The sequence below is a fragment of the Paenibacillus sp. BK033 genome (genome assembly GCF_004345425.1).
In the GTDB taxonomy this organism is placed as follows: Bacteria; Bacillota; Bacilli; order Paenibacillales; family Paenibacillaceae; genus Pristimantibacillus.
The window spans coordinates 412,750-438,386 of sequence record NZ_SLVP01000002.1 but is presented as its reverse complement, the minus strand read 5'-3'; the positions used below and the strand labels follow the sequence as shown (position 1 = coordinate 438,386).

Genomic DNA, 25,637 nt, shown 5'->3' with positions numbered 1-25,637 from the left:
AATAATGAACATGAGTTGATTAAACAATTATTTTTGTTTATCCAGTTCATGTTGAATGTTTTGTTTTTAAATACCAATTTCACATGAATCCAATCTACCGGGAGGTTAAACATGATTACAGTAAATGCACGCGCAACATTTAGTTCGGAAGGTTCATTTCAATTGATGGCTATCGAACGCAGGGAGCTTCAGCCTCACGATGTCCTCATTGAAATTAAGTATGCCGGAATTTGCCACTCCGATATCCACTCGGCCAGGGGCGAATGGGGACCCGTTCAATATCCTTTTGTTCCCGGGCACGAGATTGCCGGGATCGTCGCGAAGGTTGGTTCGGAGGTAACCAGGCATAACGTTGGCGACCGGGTGGGAGTAGGCTGCATGGTTGATTCCTGCGGGAAATGCGCAAACTGCCACAAGGGGGAAGAGCAGTATTGCCTGGAAGGAATGACCGGCACTTATGGCTCTATCGACCGATACGGGCAATATACGCAAGGCGGATATTCTACGCATATCGTCGTAAAAGAAGAGTTCGTGGTTAAAATTCCCGACGCGTTGGCGCTTGACGCTGCGGCTCCTCTTCTGTGCGCAGGCATAACAACGTACTCGCCGCTGCGCCATTGGGGGGCCGGTCCCGGCAAAAAGGTCGCTGTTGTTGGACTTGGCGGCCTCGGACATATGGCCGTGAAGCTTGCTCATGCCATGGAGGCAGAGGTAACGGTGTTATCGCAATCCCTGAAGAAAAAAGAAGACGGTTTGCAGCTTGGCGCGGATCATTACTATGCGACAAGCGATCCGGAGACGTTCAAGCAATTGAGCGGTTCGTTTGACCTTATCGTAAATACGGTAAGCGCGAAGATCGATATCAATGCGTACCTTTCGCTCCTGGCCGTGGACGGTACTTTGGTTAATGTTGGCGCTCCGTCGGAGCCGCTGCCGGTTCAAGTATTCTCGCTGATCCCTCAGCGCCGTTCGTTTGCCGGTTCGTCAATCGGCGGAATCCGCGAAACGCAGGAGATGCTGGACTTTTGCGCTGAACATAATATTACTCCCGAAATTGAAGTTATTTCGGCCAATCGGATTGATGAAGCTTGGGAGCGCGTATTGGCTTCGGATGTCCGGTACCGTTTTGTGATTGATATCGGCACGATGATGAACGAGTAAAGCTTATATTAAACAGAGCAATGGAGGCATTATAAAAATGACAATCAAAAGAATTGGCTCTCAGCCTTCCGGGAAGGGACCCTTTGATTATTTTACGGGAACGGTACGTATCGATCCCCTGTTTGAGGCACCGGATCCTGCGCGCGTTGCAGGAGCAAGCGTGACGTTCGAGCCGGGAGCAAGGACGGCATGGCATACGCATCCGCTTGGCCAGACGCTGATTGTAACCGCGGGCAGTGGACGAATTCAGCGCTGGGGAGGACCGATTGAAGAAATTTATCCAGGTGACGTCGTCTGGTTTCCGCCGGGCGAGAAGCATTGGCATGGCGCTTCCCCAACGACAGCGATGACTCATATGGCCATTCAAGAACGTCTTGACGGCAAGGCGGTCGAATGGCTGGAAAAAGTAAGCGATGATCAGTATCAAGGCTGATCGGGTCGACATGAGGATGATTTCTATTGCCCGAAAACCCGAATAAATGGCTGATTATTATTTTGGCATTAGGCGTCTTTGGGATATTAAACACGGAGATGGGCGTTATCGGGATATTGCCGTTAATTGCCGAACGTTATGATGTCAGCATCGCCGCCGCCGGGCTGTCGGTTAGTCTTTTTGCGCTGGCTATTGCCGTATCCGGTCCGATTACGCCATTATTGTTTTCTCGCGTGAATCGCAAGACGACGATGCTGCTTGTGCTCGCTATTTTTATCCTGGGCAATGCGGTTTCCGCGGCAACGTCCAACTTTACGCTGTTATTAATTGCTCGGGTGTTTCCGGCCGTTTTTCATCCGGTATATGTGTCGCTAGCCTTTACGGCAGCTGCTTCATCCGTCAGCAAGGAAGAAGCCCCCAAGGCGGTTTCAAAAATATTTATCGGAGTATCGGCAGGCATGGTTCTTGGCGTGCCTGTCACTAGTCTAATTGCCGATGCCGCGTCCTTAAGCATAGCCATGATATTTCTTGCTGTCGTGAATACGCTCGCGTTTTTAGCAACCCTGCTCTTTGTGCCTGCTATGCCGGTTAAAGAAAAAACATCCTATGGGGCGCAAGTGAGGGTGCTGAAAAAATCGGTCATCTGGCTGTCTATCGCCGCCGTTATCTTTATGAACGGAGCCGTGTACGGGGTATATAGTTATCTTGCCGAGTATCTGGAAACCGTTGCGGATATGGCTTGGAACACCATTAGCCTTGTGTTATTCCTTTACGGTGCGGCCAATATAGTCGGGAACTTTCTGGCAGGAAAGCTTCTTGCAGCATACGCCTATAAATGCGCAGCGATTTTCCCTTTCGCGCTAGGAGCGGTTTATATCGTTATGTTTTCCGCGGGACAGCTTGGCATTTCCATGTTCTTCATTATTGTAACTTGGGGAATAGTGGCGGGTATCGGGGCGAATATCAATCAATACTGGATAACGTCCGCTGCTCCGGAGGCGCCAGAGTTCGCCAATGGATTATTTTTGACATCGGCCAATTTAGGCACAACCTTTGGAGCAACGATATGCGGCCTCTTTATTACCGGAATCGGTACGCCATACGTTGTGTTTGGCGGACTACTATTTTTGCTGTTAAGCTCTATTTCCGTATTTCTGAGAAGCTCCTCCTCTTTGGCGAAAGCGATGTAAAGAGAATAGAGGACGCTGCTGCGGCCGTCATGGCACGAATATAAAGGATCGTCTCTCAAAGGAGTGGCGATCCTTATTTCTACAGGAAACATTTAATTTGATTGTTTATATTGACTTGGAGTCATGCCCATAACCTTCCGAAATACCTCACGGAAATGAGCGGGATCCTGGTAACCGACCTGCTTGGCGATTTCGCCTACCGATTGGCGGGTACCGCTCAACAATCTGCAAGCCCACTCTACGCGTTTGTGCTGCACGTATTCGGAGAACCCCATCCCGGTTTGCTGCCGGAACAATCGGATGAAGTGCCGCTGGCTAATACCGGCTTGTTGCGCTAACCGTTCCACCTTTAGTGCTTCAGCCAGGTGCTCATTAATATGGTCCAGTAAGCTGGCTAGCCCGCTTTGTCTCGTGCTGCCGGATGTATGATTGCCAGTGGCATCCTGCATTTTCAGTTTCCTGGATATGCGAGTCAGCAGCTGAAGCAGGCCGGCAAGTATAGTCGTTTCAAAGCCCCAAGATTCCTCCGTAAATTCCCGGTGCAGCTGTTCAAACCATGGCGCAAACTCCAACGAAGTATCCTGGAGAAACAGATACGTCCCAGGTTTGCCGTCAAGAATATGAAAAACGTCGGTGTCCCTGCAATAGGGAGACAGCCATAGGTTAAGCTCTCCGATCCAATCGGGGCGGATGCATAGGTTATAGACGAGTAGACTTTTGGACGTTCCGTTGGGCCGGAAAATATGGGAAGTACCTATCGGAATGATATAGAGGCTGCCCTTGCTCGTTTTGTTCACTTCGTCTGCCACATAATGATAACCCTCGCCCGACAGGACATACACGATTTCTAGATAGGCATGATCATGCTCCCTAAGATCGAAGCCCTCTTCCCAGCGGTTAATAAAGACAGGAAATTGATTATGGAAATGCTCCTCGATGGAGGAGTGGTGGGCGGGAGCTTTTCCCGCCTTTTTGCGATCGTTAGCAAACATGTCATTTTCCCCTATGCATCATGTCATTTGTTCCTGCTTTGCGGATGGCTTGCCTATTATACAATTTACGTAAACGATTCGAAAGGGGCAAGCTAACCGATGGTTTCGCAAGATAAGAAAAAGGCTGCCTGGATCTGGTATCCCGGAGATTTCGAGATTAGGCTGCATGAGAAAATGTCCGCAAAGCGCACCGCCCGAGGGGTTGCGTATCCCGCTTATTGGCGGCTTGACCGGCATTATTCCAATGTTAAATTCCGATATACCTATGAATTGGAACATGAAGAGGAAATTACGATTGCCGCGGAAGGCGTCTTTTCTCTCTACCTGGACGGCAAAGACAATTACCGCTACAGCGGTTCAACGATAACGCTTCCTGCGGGCCGCCATGAAATTTCGGTCAGCGTGTTTAACGATACGGAAATACCGGCGATTTATGTAGCGGGACGCTCCATCCAATCGGATTCCACTTGGGAAGTGACGTCTTATCAGAATGATTGGCTGCCGGCCGGCTTCTGGAAGTTTGATACCCCGGAGAATAGACCGTCCGCCTTCCGACTGGCGGTTACTCCCCAAGAGCCTCTCTCGGTTATGGAGAAAGATGGCTCTCCGCTCTTTGATTTTGGCAAAGAAACCTTCGGCTACCTCCGTTTTCATAAGCTGACGGGCAGCGGTTGTGTAAAGGTTTATTACGGTGAATCCATCGCCGAGGCGCTCTCGCCGGAAGAATGCGTGACCTTGGATGCTTTCGAGGCGGAAGAGGCGGGAGGATTGCAAGTGGATGGCGTATTCACGCTGGAGGAGCCGAAGGCGTTCCGGTATGTATGGATTCACGCCGATCCGGGCGTAACGTGGGAGCGGGTATCGATGCTATACGAATATGTGCCGGTTCAATACAGAAGCTCATTCGAATGCTCGGATGCTAAACTAAATGACATTTATAAAATGTCGCTGTATACGCTGCACTTGAATACGCGAGAATTTTTCCTGGACGGAATCAAGCGGGACCGCTGGGTCTGGTCCGGCGATGCTTACCAAGCTTTCCTGATGAACTACTACAGCTTTTTCGATCTGGATGTCACGCGCAGGACGCTTGTCGCTTTGAGAGGGAAAGATCCACTAACTATGCATCTCAACACCATCGTCGATTACTCTCTCTATTGGTTCGTCTCTCTTTACGACTATTATCTGTATACGGGAGATTTTTCCTTCGTCCGCCAAAATTACGATCGTGCCGCAACCTTGATGGAGTTTTGCTTAAACCAGCGAAATGAAGAAGGATTTATCGAAGGCCGGCCGCAGGATTGGGTATTTGTGGATTGGGCGGATTTGACCAATACGGGCGCCGTAAGTACGCTGCAAATTTTATTGGCCCGGAGCCTGGAAGCGATGAGCGCGTTTTCCGGCCTGCTAGGCGATCGTGAAGCATCTTCCCATTACGGTCGCTTGGCGGCCGAGCTTAAGGATAAGACGCTGTCCTTATTCTGGGATAACGAAAGAGGCGGGCTGCTGCATCACCGGGTCGATGGGGAAACCAAGCCGATGCTCACGAAGCATGCGAATATGTTTGCGATGACCTTCGGTTATTTATCGGAAGAACAACGTTCGAGCGTTATTCGTCAGGTGATGCTAAATCCCGAGGTTCCGCAAATTCGGACTCCTTATATGCGGTTCCATGAGCTAGCCGTGTTATGCGAAAGCGGCGAGCAGGATGTGGTGCGCAAGGAAATGCTGTCTTACTGGGGCGGCATGATGGATTTGGGAGCAACGTCCTTCTGGGAGGAGTACGACCCTTCGCTTGCCGACGATCAGCATTACGGCATGTATGGCATGCCATTTGGCAAAAGTCTATGCCATGCCTGGGGGGCTGGCCCGATCTATTTGATCGGAAAATATTATTTGGGCATCACTCCGTCATCACCCGGCTATGAAACCTATCGCATCAGCCCGAACCTAGGCGGGCTGCGGCATATGCAGGGGACTGTTCCGATTGGAGAAGGGCAAATCACGGTCAAGATGGATACGACCAGCATTCGAGTGGAAAGCACAAGCGGCTCTGGCGTGCTGACCTTTGCAAGCAGCCATACTCCCGAATGCCCGGACGCCGAAATTAGAAGCATTGGGGAAAAGACCTTTGAAATATCCGTAGAGGCGGGTAAGCCTTACCGCGTAACATATCGGGCATAGGATTTGAAAGTGGAAACTCCCGCAGGCGGGAATTTCTTTTCGTGCACGGCGATTGCTTTACTTTTATTTCTCTTGACTTGGAGTGAACTCCTGGTTGTATAATCACATTTGATACAGACAGAGAAAACAGACTAGGGAGATAGGAGATTCTTATTCGCAATGAATGCAAACAAAAAATCGAATTTCATTCGCCAAGCCTTGCTGCTCGGGTTATTCTCGACGCTAGGCCCGTTTACGATTGATATGTATCTGCCGGCGTTCCCGGAAATTGTGGAACAGCTCGGCTCGTCAGCTTCGCTTGTTCAGTTCAGTCTCACAGCCTGCCTGCTGGGGCTTGGCATCGGCCAGCTTGTGATGGGTTCGCTAAGCGATGTCTATGGCAGACGTATTCCGCTGCTTATCTCGATGGCCTTTTATGTGGCATCCTCACTCGCTTGCGCATTCTCGCCGAATATCGTTCTTTTGATTCTATTCCGCTTTATTCAAGGCGCTGCCGCTTCGGCAGGCATTGTTATTTCCCGCGCGATCGTACGCGATTTGTACAGCGGTCACGAGCTCACCCGATTTTTCTCGCTGCTCTTGCTCGTCGGTAATTTGGGACCTCTCGTGGCTCCCGTTGCCGGAAGCGGGGTATTATCGGTTACCTCCTGGATTGGCGTCTTTATCTTCCTGGCGGTGCTTGGCATCTACCTGCTTTCCGTGACCAAATGGAGCCTGAAAGAAACGCTGCCGGTCGACCGCCGCAGCCCTTCGAATTTCGGGCAGCAGCTGCGCAACTATGGTTCGCTGTTGCGGGACCGCCAGTTTGTCGGTTATATGCTGGCGCAAGGCATTATGATCGCAGGGGTCTTTGCGTATGTATCCGGAACGCCGTTTATTTACCAAAATATTTACGGAGTATCGCCAACCGTATTTGCTCTTCTGTTCGGATCGAACGGGGTCAGCCTGATCATCGGCTCCCAAATCGTCGGACGTCTGGCGCATCGCGTATCTGAGCGCAGCTTGCTGTTATTTGGTCTGTGTCTTGCCTTATTGGCAAGCATGATCGTTGTAGTGGTCACTCTTGTTCATGGACCGCTATTCACGCTTGTTATTCCGCTGTTTATCTTTGTAGCTTCGATTGGCATTACCTCAACGGCAGCATTCCCGCTTGCCATGGAGAGTCAGGCTAATCAGGCGGGCAGCGCGGCTGCGCTGCTTGGCGTTATTCCTTTCCTGCTGGGAGCGGTTGTCGCTCCGCTGGTTGGCATCGCCGGTGAAGATACGGCGGTTCCGCTGGGGATTATTATATTAATCACAAGCATTGCGGCCATGCTCGCGTACTTCCTGCTCGTCAGAGGAGGAACGAGTGCGCCTAAGCTAAACACGGTAGGACAAAAAGCCGTATAAAAGCCAAGCATTCATCCCGATCTTGATTGATCGGGATTTTTATATGCTAACCAGATAGGATTTGACTATAATCGCTGCGTACTATAGTCTGATATAACGATGAAACAGCAAAAGGGAGATACAAATGCCTTCAATTATTACAAAGCCGTTCGATAAGGAAATACAAGATCTGTTAGGCGGGTTAAGCTCGGGTTATCATGCCGGAGAATTGAGCCGGAAGGAGCCGTCGGAATTACCGGAAGAGATTTATTTGATTGAGAACGATGAAGAAATGGTTGGATACGCAGTCGTGCGGGAATACGCGCAAGGTAACCAATTGATTCAGAAGGCGGAGAAGGATTATTTTCACCCGGATGAACGGTACCTGGAGAAGGATTTCTATATTGATATCAAGAACGAGACGAACTTTATATTTATCGAAGCCTTGGATGTGCTGAAGGAGTATGAAGGAAAAGGGTATGCGGCGTACTTCATGAATTGGCTGAAAGCGAAATACCCGAATAAAAAGATGTATGTCTATTCGCTCGATAAATCGCAAAACTTTTGGTTCAAACAGCAGTTCGAAGTCGTGGGGAGTACGGTTTGGATGACCTACAACTAAAGGATTGACATAAAAACAAAGCCCCACCATCGGTGGGGCTTTGTTTATGAAGGGTTAGGAGAATAATCGCATTTGAAATTCGAGAACTCTGCTTGAGAGTTACGACCTTGGGCATAAAGCCCGATAATAACGCCTGTAAATCCACCGGCGACTTCCGATGAGAGGTACTTCGTCTGTGCCGATCCCAAGTCAATCAACCCGCCGTCCGTAAAGAGATGGAAGCTGTAGCGGGAATGGCTAGCTTTGATGAGCAGTGACGCATGATTAATTTGCTTCAAATTCACATCGTGCACAATGGTTTTAATATCGCCGATATTCAGGCGCTGAATCACTTTGTACCCGTCTTCGGTCTTACGGATGGCGAAGTCATAATGATGATTTTCATCCATATAGAGAGTAAGGCCTGCTTCGCCGCCGGTTAGGGAAACATTGCAGGAGATATCCGCGATAAAGTCCTTTTGACGAATACCGATAAAGGTCGGGGAGTCCGCCTGATCCAGGGATATTTCCGTACCTTTAAGCGTTAACTTGTTCCGTTCAAGCAGATAGTTTCCTGGCTCCGGGGTGCGGAGATAACACCACTCTTTGCTCCAGTCCGTATTTTCAAACGTGAAGCTAGTTTTCTCGGTTTGCACAATCCGATCCGGAATTAACGCGGTGTCAAAGCTGCTCAGCGTAGTGCCGTTATGGCCGGCCGTAAACCAGCCATCCACTCCGAAGGTAACCGGCGTAAGGAACACTTCCCGTCCAAGATGGTGATAAGCAAGCCATTGGCCGCTTTGTCGGAAGCCCAGATGAAGCATCCACCAATTTCCTTCAGGATCCTGAATCAGGTCCCCATGACCCACAGCCTGTACTTCATAGCCGCCTAAATCGCGATTGGTCAGGACCGGATTGAGGGGATAAGCCTCAAAAGGACCATGCAAGGATTCGCTTCGCGCGTAAGTAACCATATGTCCGAATTCGGTGCCGCCCTCGGCCGCTACCAGATAGTATAGTCCGTTAATATTGTACATATGGGGAGCCTCAAGGAAACGGCCTCCCGTACCTTGCCAAATCGTACGGCTCGGAGTCAGCTTGCGTCCGGTTGAAATGTCGATTTGACATTGCACGATCCCGCCTGCTCCGAAATCATCGGCTCCGTTGCTCATGAAATAGGCTTTTCCGTCTTCGAAAAATAAATCCGGGTCAATGCCGCCTTGATCGACATAGACCGGTTCGGACCATTCGCCGTAAATGTCATCCGTCCATACATAGAAGTTTTGACGGGTAGTGTCGTTGGTCGTTGTCATGTAGAAGCGTCCGTTATGGTTGCGGATCGTAGGGGCGAAGACGCCGCCGGAGCTATTCACTTTTTCGAGCTGGATCTGGCTTTTTCTGGTCAGGCAATGGCCGATTTGATGCCAGTTCACGAGATCCTTGCTCTCGAACAGCGGGACGCCGGGGAAATACTGCATGGAGCTGCACACCAGATAATAAGTGTCTCCAGCCTTGCACACGCTTGGGTCGGGATAAAAGCCTTTAATAACCGGGTTGTTGAATTTCATACCGCTACCTCTAATTCATCGAATGTTGGTTATGGCGCCAATAAGGAAATTAAACAACATAAGCGCCAAGCGTTCAATGGTGTAAGAGGGAGGCGGCGAACTATTTTAGATGAATTCATATTTATATGAATTTAATTTACACGTCTTCGGGATAAACGCGGATCACGATGTCCTTATCGTGATTGCCAAAGCCCGCGCCATACAGCGTCAGTCCGCCAACGTTAGGACTGGATTCGTCTACCGTAAAACGAAGCGTCCAAAACGGCTCCGCCAGACGAAGATCGGCAATGGAAACATCAGACATTCGTTCGTTATCCATAAAGGTGCCTTCCTTATCCACGCGAATCGTCTTCCATAGCCCGTATTGATTCACGTTGCGGTGCCACCAATCCGGCGTATACCTGCCGCGCGCGGCCCTCCCGAAATCGGCCGGACTTGTCCAGGTCCCGAGGTCTATTCCGTTAAAAGCGAAGGCAATATCGGAAGGCCAATAATCGCTGAGACCGGGTGCTTCCGAAGCGATTTCCATGGAAATTTCCAAGACGCTGACGACTTGTTCCGGCTGCAAATAGTTAGGCGTTTTGTATTCCACGTATCCTTTCCCAAACCAGAGAATAGAGGCATTGACCCGTTCCGGATCGAGAAAATAACGGGGATCGTCCCAGACGCCGATCTCCATCTCCCGCGTTCCAAGCCCGCAGGTCGGATAGACCTCAAAGGCGGTATAATGGCCGACCGGGATGGATTGCTCTCTGAATGGCCGGGGCTTGCTGGCGAAGGGCAATTCAATCTCGATATGCCTTTCCGTCAGGAAGCATAGTTTATGGGTACCGCCGTTCCGGCGAACTCTTCGGCTGCCGATCAGTCCGGCTTGTTCAAGCTTGCGGATGTGCATCGATATGATGGAAGGGCTAAGCTGCATGCGGCCGGCAATATCTTTCGTGTTCATTTCCTCTTCGGCGAGCAGCTCCATAATTCCCCACCTGACCTCGCTTGCCAGCGCTTCGTATAAGGGCAGGAAATGTTTATCTCTATTAGCTTTGATCATTGTATGACTCCTACGCTCTTTATAGCTTGCCATGTTTCCTTCACCATAAAGGAATTTTTGCTTTTAAACAAGCCGCCCGTATACCCACTATAGATTTCATTGCCTTCCATGCAATATACCAGTTTGTGACATCGGAACCAAGTGAGGATGAGTCTGGGAAACTTGGATATAATAACGCGGTCGCAACTCAATTTAAGGGAGGATATCTACAAATGGCTGCACATTTAGGCGCTCACGAAACCATGGAGATTCATGAAATTTTAACCTCGGCTATCAACGGCATTAACCACTTTCAACTCTATCGTTCCATGGTTACGGATCAACAATTATCGCAAATTCTAGACCGCCACGCTCAAATGATGATGAGCGAGTACCAAACGGCCGTACAGTCTTTAAATCAGCAAGGCTCGGGGCAAATGACACCGTATAGAACGATGGAAAATCAAACGCCAAAATACGGTCTGGATCATCCGGCGCCGCAAAGCCCGAATCTTACAGGCAGCACGTTTGACGACCGCGCCATCGCGACCGCAATGCTGCTCTGTCATAAGAATTCGGCAGCGAAAAAAATGATGGCGGCCTTGGAATGCGCGGATCCGCAGGTTCGCCGCATGCTTCAGCAAGGCTCCGTAAATTGTGCCGAGCAAGCTTACGAGGTATGGCAATACATGAATCGCATGGGCTATTATCAAGTGCCAACGATGAAGGAAGAGACGACCAATACGATTCTTCAGACGTATCAGCCTGCGGCGAACGCTATGAGCCAACCGATTAACGAAACGTTTCCATTCCGTCAATAACAACCTGAAGAACAGTGCCAGCCGGTCCCGATTTACAGGGAGCCGGCTTTTTTATTCTTAAGGAGCTTAAAGGAACTTTTTGTAATTAGGCGAATATGTAAGTAAATTATTCCTCATGCCTATCAGGCTCAGAAGTATAGCATCCGCAAGATCACTTCAGGATGGGACGTGATTAGCTTGCATCTGCCGATTCATAAGAGGTTATTCCGCAATAGAAGCCAAGCGCTCCAAACCATGATTGTCTCCAATCTTTTTATTCTTCTTATCCCTCTCGCGATGGGCGTATTTCTGTACGCGAAGGTTGAGAACAGCCTCGAGAAAAGCACGAATCGGTCCAATGAAGCGATGCTGGAGCAGCTGAGGCTCACGCTCGACAATAAATTGTCGGAAGTGGATCTGCTCGCCCGTCAGGTCGTCTTTGATCCCAAGCTGGATTACATGCTGAAGATACAGGGACATCCAAGCAGCGCGGACCGGTATCAGTTCGTCGAATTCATGCGGGACAAGCTGGCTCGGTACCGAAATATGACCAGCAGCTTTATCTTTGATTATTTCGTTTATTTCTCTCGAAGCGATACGATCATTAAATCCGATCAGCTTACGGATTCGCATACGTTTTACGAAACAAATTATACCTTTAAAGATCAATCCTACGAGCAGTGGAAAACCGGAATGCTGGAAAGCACGCATCAATCGGCCTACCTGCCGGTTGCTTCGCTCTCCCGCGGTCTAAATCCGCTCGCCAGTCTCGAGGTTATTCCGGGCGATGTCATCGTGTACGAACAGACGCTGCCCGTCAGCTCGCCGTCGGATCATCTGGGGAACTTTATCGTTCTGATCGATGTGAACGAGATCAAAGCCATGTTCGCCCAGCTTGAATCGGCAAGCAACAGCGACATCTATATTCTCGATAACGAAGGACAGACGATAATGAGCACCGGCTCTGCGTTGTTCCCCGCGGATCTGCTTAAGCGAATGGATCAGACCAATGCCCCTTTCGCTTACAAGATGGGTGGAGTGGATCAGATGGTATCGTTCGTCAGCTCTCAGAAAGCGAGCTTCCGTTATGTATCGATTACCCCGAACAATGTGTTCATGAAGCAGGTGAATCAGATTCAAAGCTGGTCGCTTGGATTATTTCTCTTATGCCTGATCGCCGGCCTGCTTGCCGTCATAGTGGGGGTATACCGCAGCTATAAGCCGCTGCATGCCACCATACATGCGATTATGCGCGGCAAAGCCATAAACGGACGCTCCTTCTACAATGAATACGAGTTCATAAGGCAGACGTTTGAGGGATCCATCCACGAAGAAAAGCATTTGCGGAACACGCTGACCAGGCAGACACCGTTCATTCGCGCGAATTACTTGTCCCGCCTGCTTCACGGCTATATGGATGTGGATTTGTCCTCCGAGAGCGAAGAGTCCCTGCATTTCATGAATTTGAATTTTATTAGCGACCGGTTTGCCGTTTTTCTTGTGAAAATCGAGGATGTGCAGCTTTTCTCCGATGAGGATGAAGAGAAATGGGCAAGAGCCAGATTCGTGGTATCCAACATTGGAATCGATCTGATCGTCTCTCCGCAGAAGGGATATGTCGTGGAGCTCGAACGGGACCGGCTTGCTTTCCTGATTAATCTGGATAAGGAGCGAAGGAGCGAGGAAGCCGTCATTTGCGATATCGTGCAGTCCCTTTACGAGATACTTTCGAAGAAATTCAGAATCGGAGTGACGATCGCAACCGGAGGCATCCACGAAGGTCCGAAAGCAATCCGGAATTCGTATCCAGAAGCATTGGCCGCTTTGGAATACAGGCTGATTTTGGGCAAAAACGCCATTATTTATTTCCAGGATCTTGCCAGCACCAAGCAGCATTATTACTATCCGCTTGAAAGCGAGATTCAGCTGACGAATTTCGTGAGAAGCGGGGATACCGACAATGCCGGGAAGCTGCTGGACAAAATCTACGAAATGAATTTCTCGTCCAGCCATTTCACCCCGGAGATGGGAAAATGTTTGTTTTTCAATATTATCAGCACCTTCCTTAAGATCATGAATTCGGCCAATATGAATCAGCTGGAGGAGCTTGGCGAGGACTTTGATCCGATAAAAGCTGTGTTTACCTATACAACGGCAGAGGGAATGCAACGCAAGACGAAGGAGTTGTATGACACGCTTACCAGGTCATTCAACGTGGAACGATCCGATCACCGCACTCAGCTGCTTCAGGATATTCTCGATTACGTAGAGCAGATGCTTGGCGATTCGAATCTGGGGCTTGCGATGATCGCCGAGCATTTCCGGATGACCCCGCCGTATATCTCAACGTTCTTTAAGAAAAATCAAGGCCAGAACTTGATCGATTACATTACCCAGAAGCGGATGAAGGCCGCTAAGCAGCTGATGGACAACAAGGATCTGACGATCGCCCAAATCGCGCAGCTGGTCGGTTACAACAATGACGTAGTCTTTATTAGGGGCTTCAAGAAGCTGGAGGGGATTACGCCCGGTAAGTACCGGGAGACCATTGTACCGGATGCCATTAGCTTCAGTGAATAGCAAGGCAGTCTCCATGAGGCTGTCTTTTTCATTTCAAATCGAGAACTGACCGGTTTTAAGGTTGAACTGACTTGTTTTTTGCATGTGCCGAAATCTTATGAAAAGGCAGCGCAGATGAAAAGTAGAGCATAGGCGCATCCTGGCCTCCGAACGTACACTTGGAATCGTAAGCGCTTGCAAGATGATGACCACTAATTCAGGGGGAGTGTTCACACGCATGAACAAAACTTTAAAATGGTCCGGCAGTATTTTGACCGTATCGGCTTTAGCTGTATCGCTTGCGGCATGCAGCAGCGGGAATAACGGGAGCAAGGGGAACGCCGAGCAGCAGACAAGCGAAGCGGAAACGGCAGGCAGCAAGGAGACGCAGACGCCAAAGCTTAGTCAGCTAACTTATTGGGTGGCGAATCATGCCGCAGCCGCAGCGCAAATGAAAACCTACGCGGAAATGGGCATGTATCAGGAGAGGGAGAAGGAATCGGGCGTAAAGGTTGAATTCCAGCACCCGCCGCTCGACCCTGCGCAAGCGAAGGAGCAGTTTAACCTCATGATCGTGTCCAGCAAGCTTCCGGATGTAATCGAGTACAACTGGAACGATTATCTGGGCGGTCCGGAGAAGGCGATTCAGGATAAGAAAATCATCAAGCTTAACGAGCTTATCGATCAATACGCGCCTAATCTGAAGAAGCTGCTAGACGAGCATCCGGACTGGAAGAAGCAAATCACGACGGATAACGGCAGTATCTATGCCTTCCCGTTCCTCCGCGGCGACGATAAAGTAAGGGTGTTCTTCGGACCTGCGATCCGCCAGGATTGGCTCGATAAGCTGGGCCTCGGAAAACCGGAAACCATTGACGACTGGTACAACGTTTTGAAAGCCTTTAAGGAGAAGGATCCCAACGGCAATGGGCAGGCGGACGAAATTCCGCTTTATTTGGACAAAGACCTGTTGAATGTGGATGCACCGTTCCTAGGCGCATGGGGAATCAACAACAGCTTCTACCAGGATAACGGTACCGTCAAGTTTGGCCCGATTCAGCCGGAATTTAAACAGTTCCTGGAGACGATGAACAAGTGGTATAAGGAAGGGCTGCTGGACAAAGATTTCGCCGCGCCCAATGCGAAACTGCTGGACAATAAAATGACAACGAATCTGCTTGGCGCCACGGCTACCTATAACGGCGGGGGAATCGGCAAATATGCCGGTCTCATGAAGGACAAAGATCCTGGCTTCAAGCTTGTCGCGGCTCCTTATCCGGTATTGAATCCGGGCGACACGGCGATTTGGGGACAGAAGGATTTTGCCTTTAACGGGATTGGCGCCGCGATTACAACAAGCGATAAAAATCCGATCGAAACCGTTAAATGGCTCGATTACGCCTACGGCGAGCAAGGCGAATTGCTGTTCAACTACGGTATTGAGGGCGAAAGTTATACCATGCAGGACGGCAGAGCTGTCCTGAAGCCTGAATTGTTGACTCCGCCTAACGGGGTTAGCAGCCAGCAAGCCATTGCCAAGTATAACCGTGCCACATGGAGTGCGCCGTTTGTGCTCAGCGACAACTTCCAATTGCAATATCTCGCGCTTCCGCAGCAGAAGGATGCCCTTGAGATCTGGTCCAAGCCGACGGTTGAGCGCAAGATGCCGCTTGTGACGCCAACGCAGGACGAGAGCAGCAAGTTCGCCTCCATTATGACGGATATTAATACCTACAAGGACGAGATGCTGTTGAAATTTATTATGGGCGTGGAGCCTATCGATCAATTCGACAACTACGTGAAGAAGATTAAGAGCATGGGAATCGACGATGCCGTCCAAATTCAGCAGGCTGCGCTCGAACGCTTCTCGAAGCGCTAATCGGATCATCGGCTGGGCGGGGGCGAACGATCTCGTCTCCACCAGCGCGATGGCAACACCTTGAACAGAGAGGAAGGAAGGATCGATGTCCAAAAACGCCGGAAATCCAGCTTTGCTGCGCACGATAAAATCGGATATGAAGCGGCATTGGGGCGTCTATTTGATGGCGCTTCCCGTAGTTGCTTACTATATTATTTTCCATTATGGGCCCATGTACGGCTTGCAGATCGCGTTCAAGGACTTTCAGCCCTCCGAAGGGATATGGGGCAGCGCATGGGTAGGATTCGAGCATTTCCAAAACTTCTTTAACGGGATCTACTTTTGGCGATTAATCAAAAATACCATTCTGCTTAATGCCTACGAGCTGCTATTTGGATTTCCGGCTGCGATCATTTTGGCGCTGCTGCTGAATGAGATCCGGAAGAGCTCATTTAAGCGGATTGTGCAGTCCATTTCATACTTGCCGCATTTCATATCGATTGTTGTAGTAGCGGGAATGATGGTCGATTTTCTTAGCCGAACCGGTCTCGTAAACCAGCTTCTCGGATCCTTTGGCGCCCAGCCGATCGACTTTCTCATGGAGGAGGGCTGGTTCCGGTTCTTGTACGTTTCCTCGGGAGTCTGGCAAGGCGTGGGCTGGGGATCGATTATTTATCTGGCCGCGATTTCGGGAATTGACCCAACCTTGTATGAAGCCGCGCGAATCGACGGAGCGGGGCGCTGGAGACAAACGCTAAACGTGACGCTGCCCGGGATTATGCCTACGATTGTTATTTTGCTGATTCTGCAAATGGGCAATATGATGTCCGTCGGCAGCGAGAAGGTGCTCCTGCTCTACAACCCGCTTACCTATTCGACGGCGGATGTGATCTCCACCTACGTTTACCGTAAAGGGGTATTGGAAGCCAGCTACAGCTTTACCGCCGCGGTAGGTTTGTTTAATTCCGTGATCAGCTTCATCCTGATCGTGGCAGCCAATAAAATCAGCAAACGGTTCAGCGAAACCAAATTGTGGTGATAGAGGAGAGCGGCTATGAGAAGAACGATGGGAGAGAGGGTATTCGGCTGGATCAATGTCATTCTGATGATTGGTCTTTGCGTGGTGACGCTTTATCCGTTTCTGTATGTATTGTTCGCTTCGTTCAGCGATGCAACGGCGTTTCTGCAGAACCGCGGCCTGCTGCTGGCGCCTGCGGGATTTGACTTAAGCGCCTATAAGGCGGTTTTCCGCAACCCGATGATGATGAAGGGGTACGAGAATACGCTGCTCTACGTGCTGCTCGGAACGGCGATTAACCTCGTCATGACCGCTATAGGCGCTTACGTGCTGTCCCGGCCGAATTTATATTTCCGGCATTTTCTGATGTTCCTTATCGTATTAACGATGGTCTTTCACGGTGGATTGATTCCGAGTTATTTGCTCGTTAACAAGCTTGGCATGATGAATACGATGTGGGCGCTGCTGATTCCCGTCGCGATCAATACGTATAACCTGATTATCATGCGAACTTCGTTCCAGACCATACCGGCGAGCCTGGAGGAATCGGCCAGAATGGACGGGGCGGGGGAATGGACGATTTTGTTCCGGATTGTCATTCCGCTGTCCATGCCCGTCATCGCCGTCATGATTTTATGGTACGCGGTTGGCCATTGGAACTCTTATTTCAATGCGCTCGTGTATTTGCGCGACACCCAGAAGTATCCGCTTCAGCTCGTGCTACGCGACATTCTGATCGCCAACAGCACGGATTCGATGATGACCGGTGCGGCCAGCGATGATAAGTACGCCATCGGAGAGACCATCAAATATTCCACGATAATCGTTTCGACGTTGCCGATTATTTGCTTGTACCCGTTCCTGCAAAAGTACTTCGTTAAAGGCGTTATGATCGGGGCGATCAAAGGATAGGAGGAAGTCCTGTGAGAACCGTGACGTACGATAAAGCGCCATGCGGCTGGAACGAAGCCTTGCCGCTTGGCAACGGGCATTTTGGCGGAATGGTCTATTACGAGGATGAGTGCATGACCGTGGCGCTTAACCATTACGAGGTGTATTACCGCAAGCTTCACCGTTACAGCACGGCTTTTCGGCAAGGGGAAGGACCAAATTTCCGTTTGCAGTATGGCCGGACGTTTCAAGAGCTGCGGGAGCACGCGCGGGAAATGTACCGCAGCCCTTCAGAAGAACCGCTTTTTCTGTATGGCGATGCCCTAAGCGACAGCAGCATGTACCGCAAATACGGCAAGCTGCCCGGGGGGAACTCCCATTACCCGACCGGTGAGATTATGCTCTATCCATCTGCGGAACTGAAGGATCCGGAGCATTACGAGCTGCAGCTTGACTTGATCAAGGCGGAAGTCCGGCTGCGAATCAGGAAGGAGGACAAGAAGCTGGAGGTTGTTACGATAGCAGCCGAGGATGGCGATTTCATTGTCACGGATATCAGGCAAACGGACGCCGATCTGCTAAGCGAAATCGAACTTGCGCTGCCGTTAAGAAGATATGCGGATATTGAAGCGTCCTACCATTCGCATGATGATACAACCTTTTACTATATAGGCTCCTTCTACCCGGATGGGGAAGACAAGGAAAACCATCCTCCCTTTTCCTTTGTTGTTATGACAAAACTGCTTGGCGCGAAAGGAACAGCGGTAAATAGCACCGGCTCCATCCGAATTCGGTTAGAGGATGCCGAGGATAACCTGACTTTGCTGACGACGGTTGTAACGGAAGCGCAAGCAGACCACCCGCTGCAGGCCGCATTTGAGCGCATGCGGCAATCCGTTTCCGAATTAGCCGCGATAAGGGAACGTCATCAATCCTATTGGAGGAGCTTCTGGAGACGTTCATCCGTTACGCTTCCCGATAAGCTGCTTGAGGATTTGTACAGGATCAACCTGTATGCCCTTTCCTGCAGCAGCGGCCGGGGAGGGTCAATGCCCGAGCAGGCTTGCGGATTAAATGGTCTGTGGGATATCAAACAACCGACCAAGTGGGGCAGCATGTGGTATTGGGATGTCAACATTCAAGCTGCTTTTTGGCCGCTGTATACGGCTAATCACTTGGAGCTGGCCAGCCTTTTTAATGAAGGACTGCTCTCGTATGCCGGCAGCGCCGAACGAATGGCGAAGCAATTCTATGGATTGGACGGGATAGCCGCGGACTATCCGCATGCGTTGTATTACAGCATTTGGCCTTGGTGCGCGCAGTTTTTATGGAATTATTACCGGTACAGCATGGACGAGACGTTTCTGAGGGAGAAGGCTTATCCGCTGATCCGAAAGATCGCCCGATTTTTCGAAGGCTTATTGTTATTTGATCCCGGGAGCGGATTGTATAACGTATTTCCGGATATTTCGCCGGAGCAAGGACCTCTTACGCGTAATTCCACCTGTACGCTGGCATCCGTCAATTATTTATTCCGCATGGCAATAGAAGCAAGCATGCTGCTAGGCGAGCCGGAGGAGGAGCGCAGCAAATGGGAGGAACTAGCGGGGAAGCTGGCTCCTTATCCCGGCGCGGAATCAACGCGTTACGGGCACATTTGGCTCGATTCCGAATGGGCGCCGCTCGATCTTCCTTTGCGGCATCCGTCGCTATTAATGCCTATCTATCCGATTGGAGAAATCGATAGAAAATCCAAGCCGCCGCTCCGGAGGCAGGCGGAAAATACGCTTCGTTATGCGGGAGAGAATACGGAATTCGGCATGTTCCAGTTCGGCTGGCTGTCCTGCGCGGCTTCCCGGTTGGGCAAGGGAGATGATGCGCTTAGGATTCTGTATGAACAGGGAATCGACCTGTCGCTTCGTTGCAACGGGTTGTTCGCGGAGGAGACGGAAAGGTGGATGAATTACTGCAATATTACCAACGAACCGTTGTACCACCCGTTTATGATGGAAGCTTCCGGCGAGCTTGTCGCTGCCGTAAACGAGATGCTGCTGCAAAGCTATGACGGCGTAATCGAGGCATTCCCGGCGGTTCCGGAAGGAACCATGGAGCCGGAACGGACAAAGGGAGGATACAACCATCAATTAGAAGAGCGTTCCTATGGTAAATGGAAGGACTGCTCATTCCGGGGCTTGCTTGCGGTCGGCGGCTTTGAAGTGAGTGCCAGACGTAAGGAAGGACGAACGGAATGGGTTCATATACGAAGCCTTGCCGGGTGCAGGGTAATGCTGCGGAATCCTTTTTATGATGAAGAGAACGAGAACGTTAAGGTATGGAATTTGTCCGGATGCTCCTTACGGATGAAGAAGTATGCTTGGGATGAAGGATGCCTGGTTTTCGATACGGTTCAAGGCGGTGATTATCTCGTTTATGCGAATTTTGCGGAAGGTAGTTTACAATCCGATTGGCCGTTGGCTCATGCGAGGGGGATCAAGGATGACAATATCGTCAGTCGACCGCATGTTCATGAAGCGCACACAAGGCGGCGCATATTTCTGGGGAAGAACCGGGATACGGAGCATTACCGGCTGATCGATCACTTTACCTTCGATTATTACGCGGGAAACAGCAGGGTATCGAGGCTTGCGGCGTATCGGCTCGATTTCGGCGTCAAGGAAGAGCTGCCGGGCAAAAATTATTCGGAAGTCCTGCCCCGCCAGATCCATGTTGAAGGGGTGCTTGGTCAGGCATTCCGCAAAATATCACCGGATACGCTCTTTACGGCATGCAGCGGGATTGGCTGGGAGCGGCCGGATGAGCTTGCAGCTCTCGACCGTGGAGCCCCCGACCTGCTTCGGCGGGATTTCATTGGCGGAGCAAGCGAAGCGGTATTTAGGATCGAGCTGCCCAAAGGCCGATACGACCTGCTCCTGGTAACCGGAGATGAAGCGGCCCCTTCCTGCACGGAGCTTGAAATCCCCGGACAGCTGAAGTGGAAGCCGGAGAAACCGCTCGCAGCAGGGGAATACGCAACGGAAATAATTCCGATTACGCAAAAAAAGGATGGCTGCGCATCGCTGCGGTTCCGTTCCTGCGAAGGGCTGCCGTGGCGGGTTAATCTGCTGATTATCAATCGAAATTACGCGTATTTGTAAAAGACAATCCCGATAAGAGGAGGTCATTTAGGTGAATATCAGCCGGGAGACTACTGCATGTGAAGGAATCGCTAGGCATAACGGCGAAGAAGTCTGACAAGGAAGCTCTTTTCAAGGTTACAGTAAAAGAAGAATAGCTATGCTTGGCTTGTTGGCGAGAGAACGCAAAACGGAGGAATGGTAATGGTGCAGATTAGAAGATTGACAGATGCTGAAATGAAAGAGGCTGTTCGATTGTCAGACGCAACATTCCGGGACGGGAATCAGACGTCCATGGGCCGAATATTTCCGTTCCTCTTCTCCGATGCGGCGTTGCACTTATCCTACGGCGCATTTGAGGAAGACGGAAAATTGGCATCGTTTATGGGCGTTGTCCTATGGACGATTCGAATCGGCGAGGCTGCGCTGCGCGTAGCCTCGCTTGGTTCGGTCTGTACGGAGCCGTCCGCAAGAGGCAAAGGCTACGCTAGCCGGCTGCTCGAGCAAGTGCAGTCTTTCACGCGGGATGCAGGAGCTTCGTTGCTGCTTGTATCCGGTGACCGTTCGTTGTACACCAGGGCAGGCTGCTCGTTGTTCGGAAGAATAAGCAAATACCGCATGAATGCGTTGCAGGCAGAATCTTTGTTGGGTAATGCGGAAGCAATAGGCGAAATCCGCGAGATGCGCCCGGAGGATTTGTTCGGCGTTCAGGAGACTGCGGAAGCCCGGGAGGTACGCTATCAGTTGGGCATAAATGAATTCGGCGCGCTGCTCAAGGCGGAAGCCATCGCAAGCGTGATGCGGATGAGTCAACGGGTACTGGTGCAGGAGTCGCGCGGGAAGGTTGTCGGCTTTGCGGTAATTGGGTTATCGGATACGCAACCAAACGGGGCGGTTCTCGAATTTGCCGGCGATTCGGCTCAGGTTGTCAGATTATTCGCCAACGCGGTAGACCGATTTGGACTGCAGTCCTTGGAGATTCCGGTGCCATGGCATGAGAAAGACATTCATGCCCGGTTAGCAGCAATTCCTTCATCGGAGGAGGGGCAACCAGGTACCGTCAGTATTCTGAGCGGCGAGGCTTTATTGGACCAATTATCGCCTTGGCTGAAGAAGCAAGAACCCGCAAGCGGTCTCCGGCTTGAACGGAGGGATAACGGCAGCTGGCGAATGACCGACTCTGCAGGCCGGCCTTCCGTTGCTCTAAGCGATGCGGAGCTAGTCCAATTGCTGTTCGATCGTGCCGGAACGGATACTTTGCATCTGCCCGCTGAAGCCCAAGCCTACCAGGATTTATTCCCGGTTCCGGTTCCGTATACGTCAGGTTTGTGCTTTGTATAAGGCTGCTAAACCTCAGAATAGTTGAACAAAGCTGCCGATGCCGGCAGCTTTGTTTTTTTGTTTTTAAAAATTTACAAGTTTAATCTTATAAAATGGCTTAAGATTCTCCGGCTTGAAACTCCGCTGCCAAGGGCTGTGATGGACGTTTCACCTTGTGTAAACCGTAAAAGATGCGTTTTATTCATAAAACAGGTATATTAATTATAAACGTTTAATAAATAAATCGAATTTTGCGGGGGAACTCTTTGGAAACGCTCAGAACCTTTTTTACTCATCCGATTATCAAAAGAATGGTGTTTGTCCTGCTGGTCGTTGCTCTGCTCTATAGTCTCCGCGATATGCTGAATTTGCTGCTGCTTCTGTTTATGGTCACGTTTGTGATGATGCGCCTGCAGAGCTTTATTACGAAGCAGGTTCGGCGGGTGATCCCGGTATCGCCCGTTGTAGTGACTTCGGTCCTGTACGTCGCGCTTATTTTCGGCCTTGTGTATGGTCTGGTCAATTACGTGCCGAAGCTCATTAACGAGATCGTGGATATCGTCAACAACGTGCAAAAGTTCTTAGGGTCTTCCCAAAACGATCAGATTGCTCAAGTGGTCGCCGATACGCTCGACAAGATCGAATACAAAACCTTTTTGAACAGCGCGCTCGCTTACGCCAAGAAGATTGGCGGGTGGCTCGAGATTATTTTGCTGGTTATCCTGCTTAGCTATTTCTTCCTCCTCGAGAGACGCAAGATCGTTCAATTTACCGAGAAATTCAGCCAAAGCTCGATTGGCTGGCTGTATCTCGAATTCCGGTATTTCGGCGGCAAGTTTATTGCTTCCTTCGGCAAGGTGCTTGAAGTACAGCTGATGATTGCCGTATTCAACACTGCGCTTACGATAGGCGGCTTATGGATTATGGGATTCCCGTACCTGTTCGCGCTCACCATCATGGTGTTTTTGCTTAGTCTGATTCCGGTTGCGGGCGTAGTCGTTTCCTTTGTTCCGATTGGCATTATCGGCTACCAGATTGGCGGAATAAAAACCGTCATTTGGGTGATCGTTCTGGTGCTGCTTATTCATGCTCTTGAAACGTATTTCTTAAACCCAAGGTTATATTCGCACAAAACAAACCTGCCGATGTTTTACACGTTCTTTATTCTCATTTTATCAGAGCATTATATGGGCATCTGGGGGCTGTTGATCGGTATTCCGATCTTTATGTTTATGCTGGACGTGCTGAAGGTGGAGCAGGCGGATTCATTGGAAGAGCAGGCGGAACGGGCGAAGAGCGGTCGATAATCATCATCTCTTCATTCTTGCATGGAGGCAGTTGGTCATGATGACCGGCTGTCTTTTTTCTTCTAAGAGCGGGTTAACGTAACATTCCAAACGCTGGAAGCGTATATATTTAAGCCAATACTCGAAGAAATTTCTCTGGTGAGGAGCGTTGATGAATTGAGACCTAACAAACAGAATATATATTGGTTTTTGGCCGGAGTATGCAGCAGCGCCATTGTTTTTATCGTTATAGGACGGATTCACTTATCTCATATAGCCGCAGTCCTGCTGACTTCTGTAATCGTTACTTTAGGCGGCGGCAGCATTCGGAGGGCTTTTAGGGTAACGGAAGAAGGGAGCTTTCATCCGCTTTTCTTCAGCGCAGGGATGCTCTTATTGTTTATTGGTTTCAGCATTATAGGCGTTATCGTTTAATAGGGGGAAGGTGCGATTGGAAGAATGAGCGATATGGGAGCAATAAAAAATCTCGATGATTCACGGTCGCACAGAAATAATAGATTCTCCGGGAAATTAACGGTTGTTATTGCGGTCAGTATGTTTAGCTTAATCCTTCTTATCGGGATCATGCTTATCTTTCAATTCGGGACTCCTAATAAAAGGTTTCACCCGCCTGAGGTTGCGTTTCCTCTCGCCGAATACACGCTGTTTATGAGCAGTGTACCGGGTTTTCCAATTACAATCTCTAATAATGAAGCAACGCGGATTATAGTTCGCTCCTCTGAAGGGGAGCTGTTATTTTGGAAATCTTCGGATGGTAAAGTAAATGCGCAAGGGAACAAAGCCCAAGTGAAGCCAGGTGAAACGATCTATTGGTCGCCTTTAACGGAAGAAAATAAAGTGCAATATAAAACTATAATCAAGTTTACGGCATACAACCGCAACAATAAGCTAGGGAGCACCAGTATTGAAATTTCCTCCGATGACAAGTATGTCTATAGGGGAAAGTTAATCTTGGAATGAGTTATTATGTCTCGTTGAATGGAGGAGAAGATGTTGATCGTTATTCACCATTCCAGAATCAAGAACATAACGTCATGCGGGTTAGCCTATTTTAATGATCAGCACGCGGAAGTTTTAATCGACTTTATGGAATGCAGAAAAAACGGGGTCCTTTATTTAAATCGTTCTGACTTATTTGAAGGAGAAGATCGAAGCATCCATTCATCAAGCTGCGTTGGTTTGAGGGATGCTTTCGATAATCCTATGTACATAGAATTGTTTACGGAGCCTAGGACGCGTTTCGTATATCCTTATAGGAGTAGCTTTCTGAAGATAATAGGCAACCTAAGAAGTAGAAGGGCTTATGCCCAATTTAGGAAAACGAACGATTCGCTTACCAAACATGGTTGGACTACATTAGATTTGGGGTAGTCATCCCTGCTAGAGTTGAGTCACAGCGAAAGCAAGTAATAACCATAATTGAAACAACCGGCCGTGCATTCGCACAGTCGTTTTTTCTTATGCCAGGATATAGTTGAAACAGTTATCGCATGGTGAACGTAAAACTATTATCAATATCCAAGTGAAAGAAGGAGCATATCTTGTGATTGAAGACTGGAAACAAGTTGAAGAAGCATTAAAAAGCATCGAGGTTGTTGGATATGAAAATAATAAACCGGTTTCCGTTGTCGGTTTCTCGGAAGATTTGCGTTGCATCGGCATAGGAACGGATGCAGCGGTTTTTTATCACTCGGAGACCCCTAATTATGCATATAAAGTGTACACCGCCCAGTCATTGGAGAAGAAGGACGTGGAAGCAGGCATCTATGAACGTCTGCAAGGATCTCCCTATTTTCCCCGTTGTTATGGTACCGGATCGAACTATTTGGTATTAAGCTTTGAACAAGGAATTACTTTGTATGACTGTCTTCTGCAAGGGATCCCTGTTCCGGAGCAAGTGATCCGGGACGTTGAAAATGCCCGTGAGTTTATTCGCAGCCAAGGAATGAACCCAAGAGATATTCATCTTAAAAATGTACTCCTGCAGGACGGGAGAGGAAAAGTTCTTGATGTATCGGAGTATTGCAAGGACGGAAACGATAGCCGCTGGGAGCACTTGGTATGGTCATACAAACATTTTTACCCTATGATTAGCGGAGTGCAGATCCCTTTATGGATATTGGAAACGATAACGAATTGGTACAACCGGATAGATACGGCAAGCTTTGGAATAGAAGACTTCTCTAAACGGGTTAGTCAACTTTTCTTGGGTAAGCGTAAATAAAC

20 protein-coding genes are annotated in these 25,637 nt (G+C 49.6%); 17 read left to right on the top strand and 3 right to left on the bottom strand.

Annotated elements, in window-relative coordinates; all coding sequences use genetic code 11:
• The first annotated feature begins 111 nt into the window (after positions 1-111).
• The 3 genes from EV294_RS09005 to EV294_RS08995 are packed head-to-tail and all read left to right on the top strand — an operon-like array spanning position 112 to position 2,784.
• Entirely contained in the window at positions 112-1,161 is a 1,050-nt protein-coding gene (locus EV294_RS09005) for an NAD(P)-dependent alcohol dehydrogenase (RefSeq protein ID WP_132305985.1), read from the top strand.
• A 37-nt stretch (positions 1,162-1,198) separates the two neighbouring features.
• Complete coding sequence (locus EV294_RS09000) at positions 1,199-1,594, top strand: (R)-mandelonitrile lyase (RefSeq protein WP_132305983.1); 396 nt, start codon at positions 1,199-1,201, stop codon at positions 1,592-1,594.
• A gap of 26 nt (positions 1,595-1,620) precedes the next feature.
• Positions 1,621-2,784 (top strand): MFS transporter, encoded by a 1,164-nt coding sequence (locus EV294_RS08995; protein WP_132305981.1) that lies wholly within the window; start codon positions 1,621-1,623, stop codon positions 2,782-2,784.
• Between the two features lie 92 nt (positions 2,785-2,876).
• Here the strand turns inward: EV294_RS08995 and EV294_RS08990 are convergent, their stop codons facing one another.
• Complete coding sequence (locus EV294_RS08990) at positions 2,877-3,776, bottom strand: AraC family transcriptional regulator (RefSeq protein ID WP_132305979.1); 900 nt, start codon at positions 3,774-3,776, stop codon at positions 2,877-2,879.
• 99 nt (positions 3,777-3,875) lie between these two features.
• Between EV294_RS08990 and EV294_RS08985 the strand changes: the two genes are divergently transcribed.
• The 3 genes from EV294_RS08985 (at position 3,876) to EV294_RS08975 (ending at position 7,950) form a co-directional block, all read left to right on the top strand.
• A complete protein-coding gene (locus EV294_RS08985) occupies positions 3,876-5,960 on the top strand; it encodes an alpha-L-rhamnosidase-related protein (RefSeq protein WP_132305977.1) in 2,085 nt (694 codons plus the stop codon).
• A gap of 159 nt (positions 5,961-6,119) precedes the next feature.
• Positions 6,120-7,349, top strand: a complete 1,230-nt coding sequence (locus EV294_RS08980) for a multidrug effflux MFS transporter (protein ID WP_132305975.1) — start codon at positions 6,120-6,122, stop codon at positions 7,347-7,349.
• Positions 7,350-7,473: 124 nt separating this feature from the next.
• Positions 7,474-7,950 (top strand): GNAT family N-acetyltransferase, encoded by a 477-nt coding sequence (locus EV294_RS08975; RefSeq protein ID WP_132305973.1) that lies wholly within the window; start codon positions 7,474-7,476, stop codon positions 7,948-7,950.
• Positions 7,951-7,994: 44 nt separating this feature from the next.
• Here EV294_RS08975 and EV294_RS08970 read toward each other — a convergent pair whose 3' ends face one another.
• Both EV294_RS08970 and EV294_RS08965 read right to left on the bottom strand, forming a co-directional pair.
• Positions 7,995-9,497, bottom strand: a complete 1,503-nt coding sequence (locus tag EV294_RS08970) for a glycoside hydrolase family 43 protein (protein ID WP_132305971.1) — start codon at positions 9,495-9,497, stop codon at positions 7,995-7,997.
• Positions 9,498-9,633: 136 nt separating this feature from the next.
• A complete protein-coding gene (locus tag EV294_RS08965; protein WP_132305969.1) occupies positions 9,634-10,545 on the bottom strand; it encodes an ArsR/SmtB family transcription factor in 912 nt (303 codons plus the stop codon).
• Between the two features lie 212 nt (positions 10,546-10,757).
• Between EV294_RS08965 and EV294_RS08960 the strand changes: the two genes are divergently transcribed.
• From EV294_RS08960 to EV294_RS08910, 11 genes are all read left to right on the top strand, one after another.
• The gene (locus EV294_RS08960; RefSeq protein WP_132305967.1) at positions 10,758-11,345 is read left to right on the top strand and encodes a spore coat protein; all 588 of its coding nucleotides are present in this window, start codon (positions 10,758-10,760) and stop codon (positions 11,343-11,345) included.
• Positions 11,346-11,513: 168 nt separating this feature from the next.
• Positions 11,514-13,904: a helix-turn-helix domain-containing protein gene (locus tag EV294_RS08955; RefSeq protein ID WP_132305965.1), complete on the top strand. Its 2,391-nt coding sequence runs from the start codon at positions 11,514-11,516 to the stop codon at positions 13,902-13,904.
• Positions 13,905-14,121: 217 nt separating this feature from the next.
• Positions 14,122-15,762: a type 2 periplasmic-binding domain-containing protein gene (locus EV294_RS08950; RefSeq protein ID WP_132305963.1), complete on the top strand. Its 1,641-nt coding sequence runs from the start codon at positions 14,122-14,124 to the stop codon at positions 15,760-15,762.
• An 85-nt stretch (positions 15,763-15,847) separates the two neighbouring features.
• On the top strand, positions 15,848-16,780 hold the full coding sequence (locus tag EV294_RS08945) for an ABC transporter permease (protein WP_132305961.1): 933 nt from the start codon (positions 15,848-15,850) through the stop codon (positions 16,778-16,780).
• Between the two features lie 15 nt (positions 16,781-16,795).
• Entirely contained in the window at positions 16,796-17,671 is an 876-nt protein-coding gene (locus EV294_RS08940) for a carbohydrate ABC transporter permease (protein WP_132305959.1), read from the top strand.
• An 11-nt stretch (positions 17,672-17,682) separates the two neighbouring features.
• Complete coding sequence (locus EV294_RS08935) at positions 17,683-20,805, top strand: glycosyl hydrolase family 95 catalytic domain-containing protein (RefSeq protein ID WP_132305957.1); 3,123 nt, start codon at positions 17,683-17,685, stop codon at positions 20,803-20,805.
• Positions 20,806-20,982: 177 nt separating this feature from the next.
• The gene (locus tag EV294_RS08930) at positions 20,983-22,125 is read left to right on the top strand and encodes a GNAT family N-acetyltransferase (protein WP_132305955.1); all 1,143 of its coding nucleotides are present in this window, start codon (positions 20,983-20,985) and stop codon (positions 22,123-22,125) included.
• Positions 22,126-22,370: 245 nt separating this feature from the next.
• Positions 22,371-23,411: an AI-2E family transporter gene (locus tag EV294_RS08925; RefSeq protein ID WP_132305953.1), complete on the top strand. Its 1,041-nt coding sequence runs from the start codon at positions 22,371-22,373 to the stop codon at positions 23,409-23,411.
• A 156-nt stretch (positions 23,412-23,567) separates the two neighbouring features.
• Positions 23,568-23,825, top strand: a complete 258-nt coding sequence (locus EV294_RS08920) for a hypothetical protein (protein WP_132305951.1) — start codon at positions 23,568-23,570, stop codon at positions 23,823-23,825.
• 24 nt (positions 23,826-23,849) lie between these two features.
• Entirely contained in the window at positions 23,850-24,371 is a 522-nt protein-coding gene (locus EV294_RS08915; RefSeq protein WP_132305949.1) for a hypothetical protein, read from the top strand.
• Between the two features lie 583 nt (positions 24,372-24,954).
• Complete coding sequence (locus tag EV294_RS08910; RefSeq protein ID WP_132305947.1) at positions 24,955-25,635, top strand: serine/threonine protein kinase; 681 nt, start codon at positions 24,955-24,957, stop codon at positions 25,633-25,635.
• Positions 25,636-25,637: the final 2 nt, after the last annotated feature.

Bases quoted from the DNA above. Each gene is read 5' to 3' on its own strand.
- EV294_RS09005 (WP_132305985.1), top strand. From the start codon at position 112: ATGATTACAGTAAATGCACGCGCAACATTTAGTTCGGAAGGTTCATTT.
- EV294_RS09000 (WP_132305983.1), top strand. From the start codon at position 1,199: ATGACAATCAAAAGAATTGGCTCTCAGCCTTCCGGGAAGGGACCCTTT.
- EV294_RS08990 (WP_132305979.1), bottom strand. From the start codon at position 3,776: ATGTTTGCTAACGATCGCAAAAAGGCGGGAAAAGCTCCCGCCCACCAC.
- EV294_RS08985 (WP_132305977.1), top strand. From the start codon at position 3,876: ATGGTTTCGCAAGATAAGAAAAAGGCTGCCTGGATCTGGTATCCCGGA.
- EV294_RS08980 (WP_132305975.1), top strand. From the start codon at position 6,120: ATGAATGCAAACAAAAAATCGAATTTCATTCGCCAAGCCTTGCTGCTC.
- EV294_RS08975 (WP_132305973.1), top strand. From the start codon at position 7,474: ATGCCTTCAATTATTACAAAGCCGTTCGATAAGGAAATACAAGATCTG.
- EV294_RS08970 (WP_132305971.1), bottom strand. From the start codon at position 9,497: ATGAAATTCAACAACCCGGTTATTAAAGGCTTTTATCCCGACCCAAGC.
- EV294_RS08965 (WP_132305969.1), bottom strand. From the start codon at position 10,545: ATGATCAAAGCTAATAGAGATAAACATTTCCTGCCCTTATACGAAGCG.
- EV294_RS08960 (WP_132305967.1), top strand. From the start codon at position 10,758: ATGGCTGCACATTTAGGCGCTCACGAAACCATGGAGATTCATGAAATT.
- EV294_RS08950 (WP_132305963.1), top strand. From the start codon at position 14,122: ATGAACAAAACTTTAAAATGGTCCGGCAGTATTTTGACCGTATCGGCT.
- EV294_RS08945 (WP_132305961.1), top strand. From the start codon at position 15,848: ATGTCCAAAAACGCCGGAAATCCAGCTTTGCTGCGCACGATAAAATCG.
- EV294_RS08940 (WP_132305959.1), top strand. From the start codon at position 16,796: ATGAGAAGAACGATGGGAGAGAGGGTATTCGGCTGGATCAATGTCATT.
- EV294_RS08930 (WP_132305955.1), top strand. From the start codon at position 20,983: ATGGTAATGGTGCAGATTAGAAGATTGACAGATGCTGAAATGAAAGAG.
- EV294_RS08915 (WP_132305949.1), top strand. From the start codon at position 23,850: ATGAGCGATATGGGAGCAATAAAAAATCTCGATGATTCACGGTCGCAC.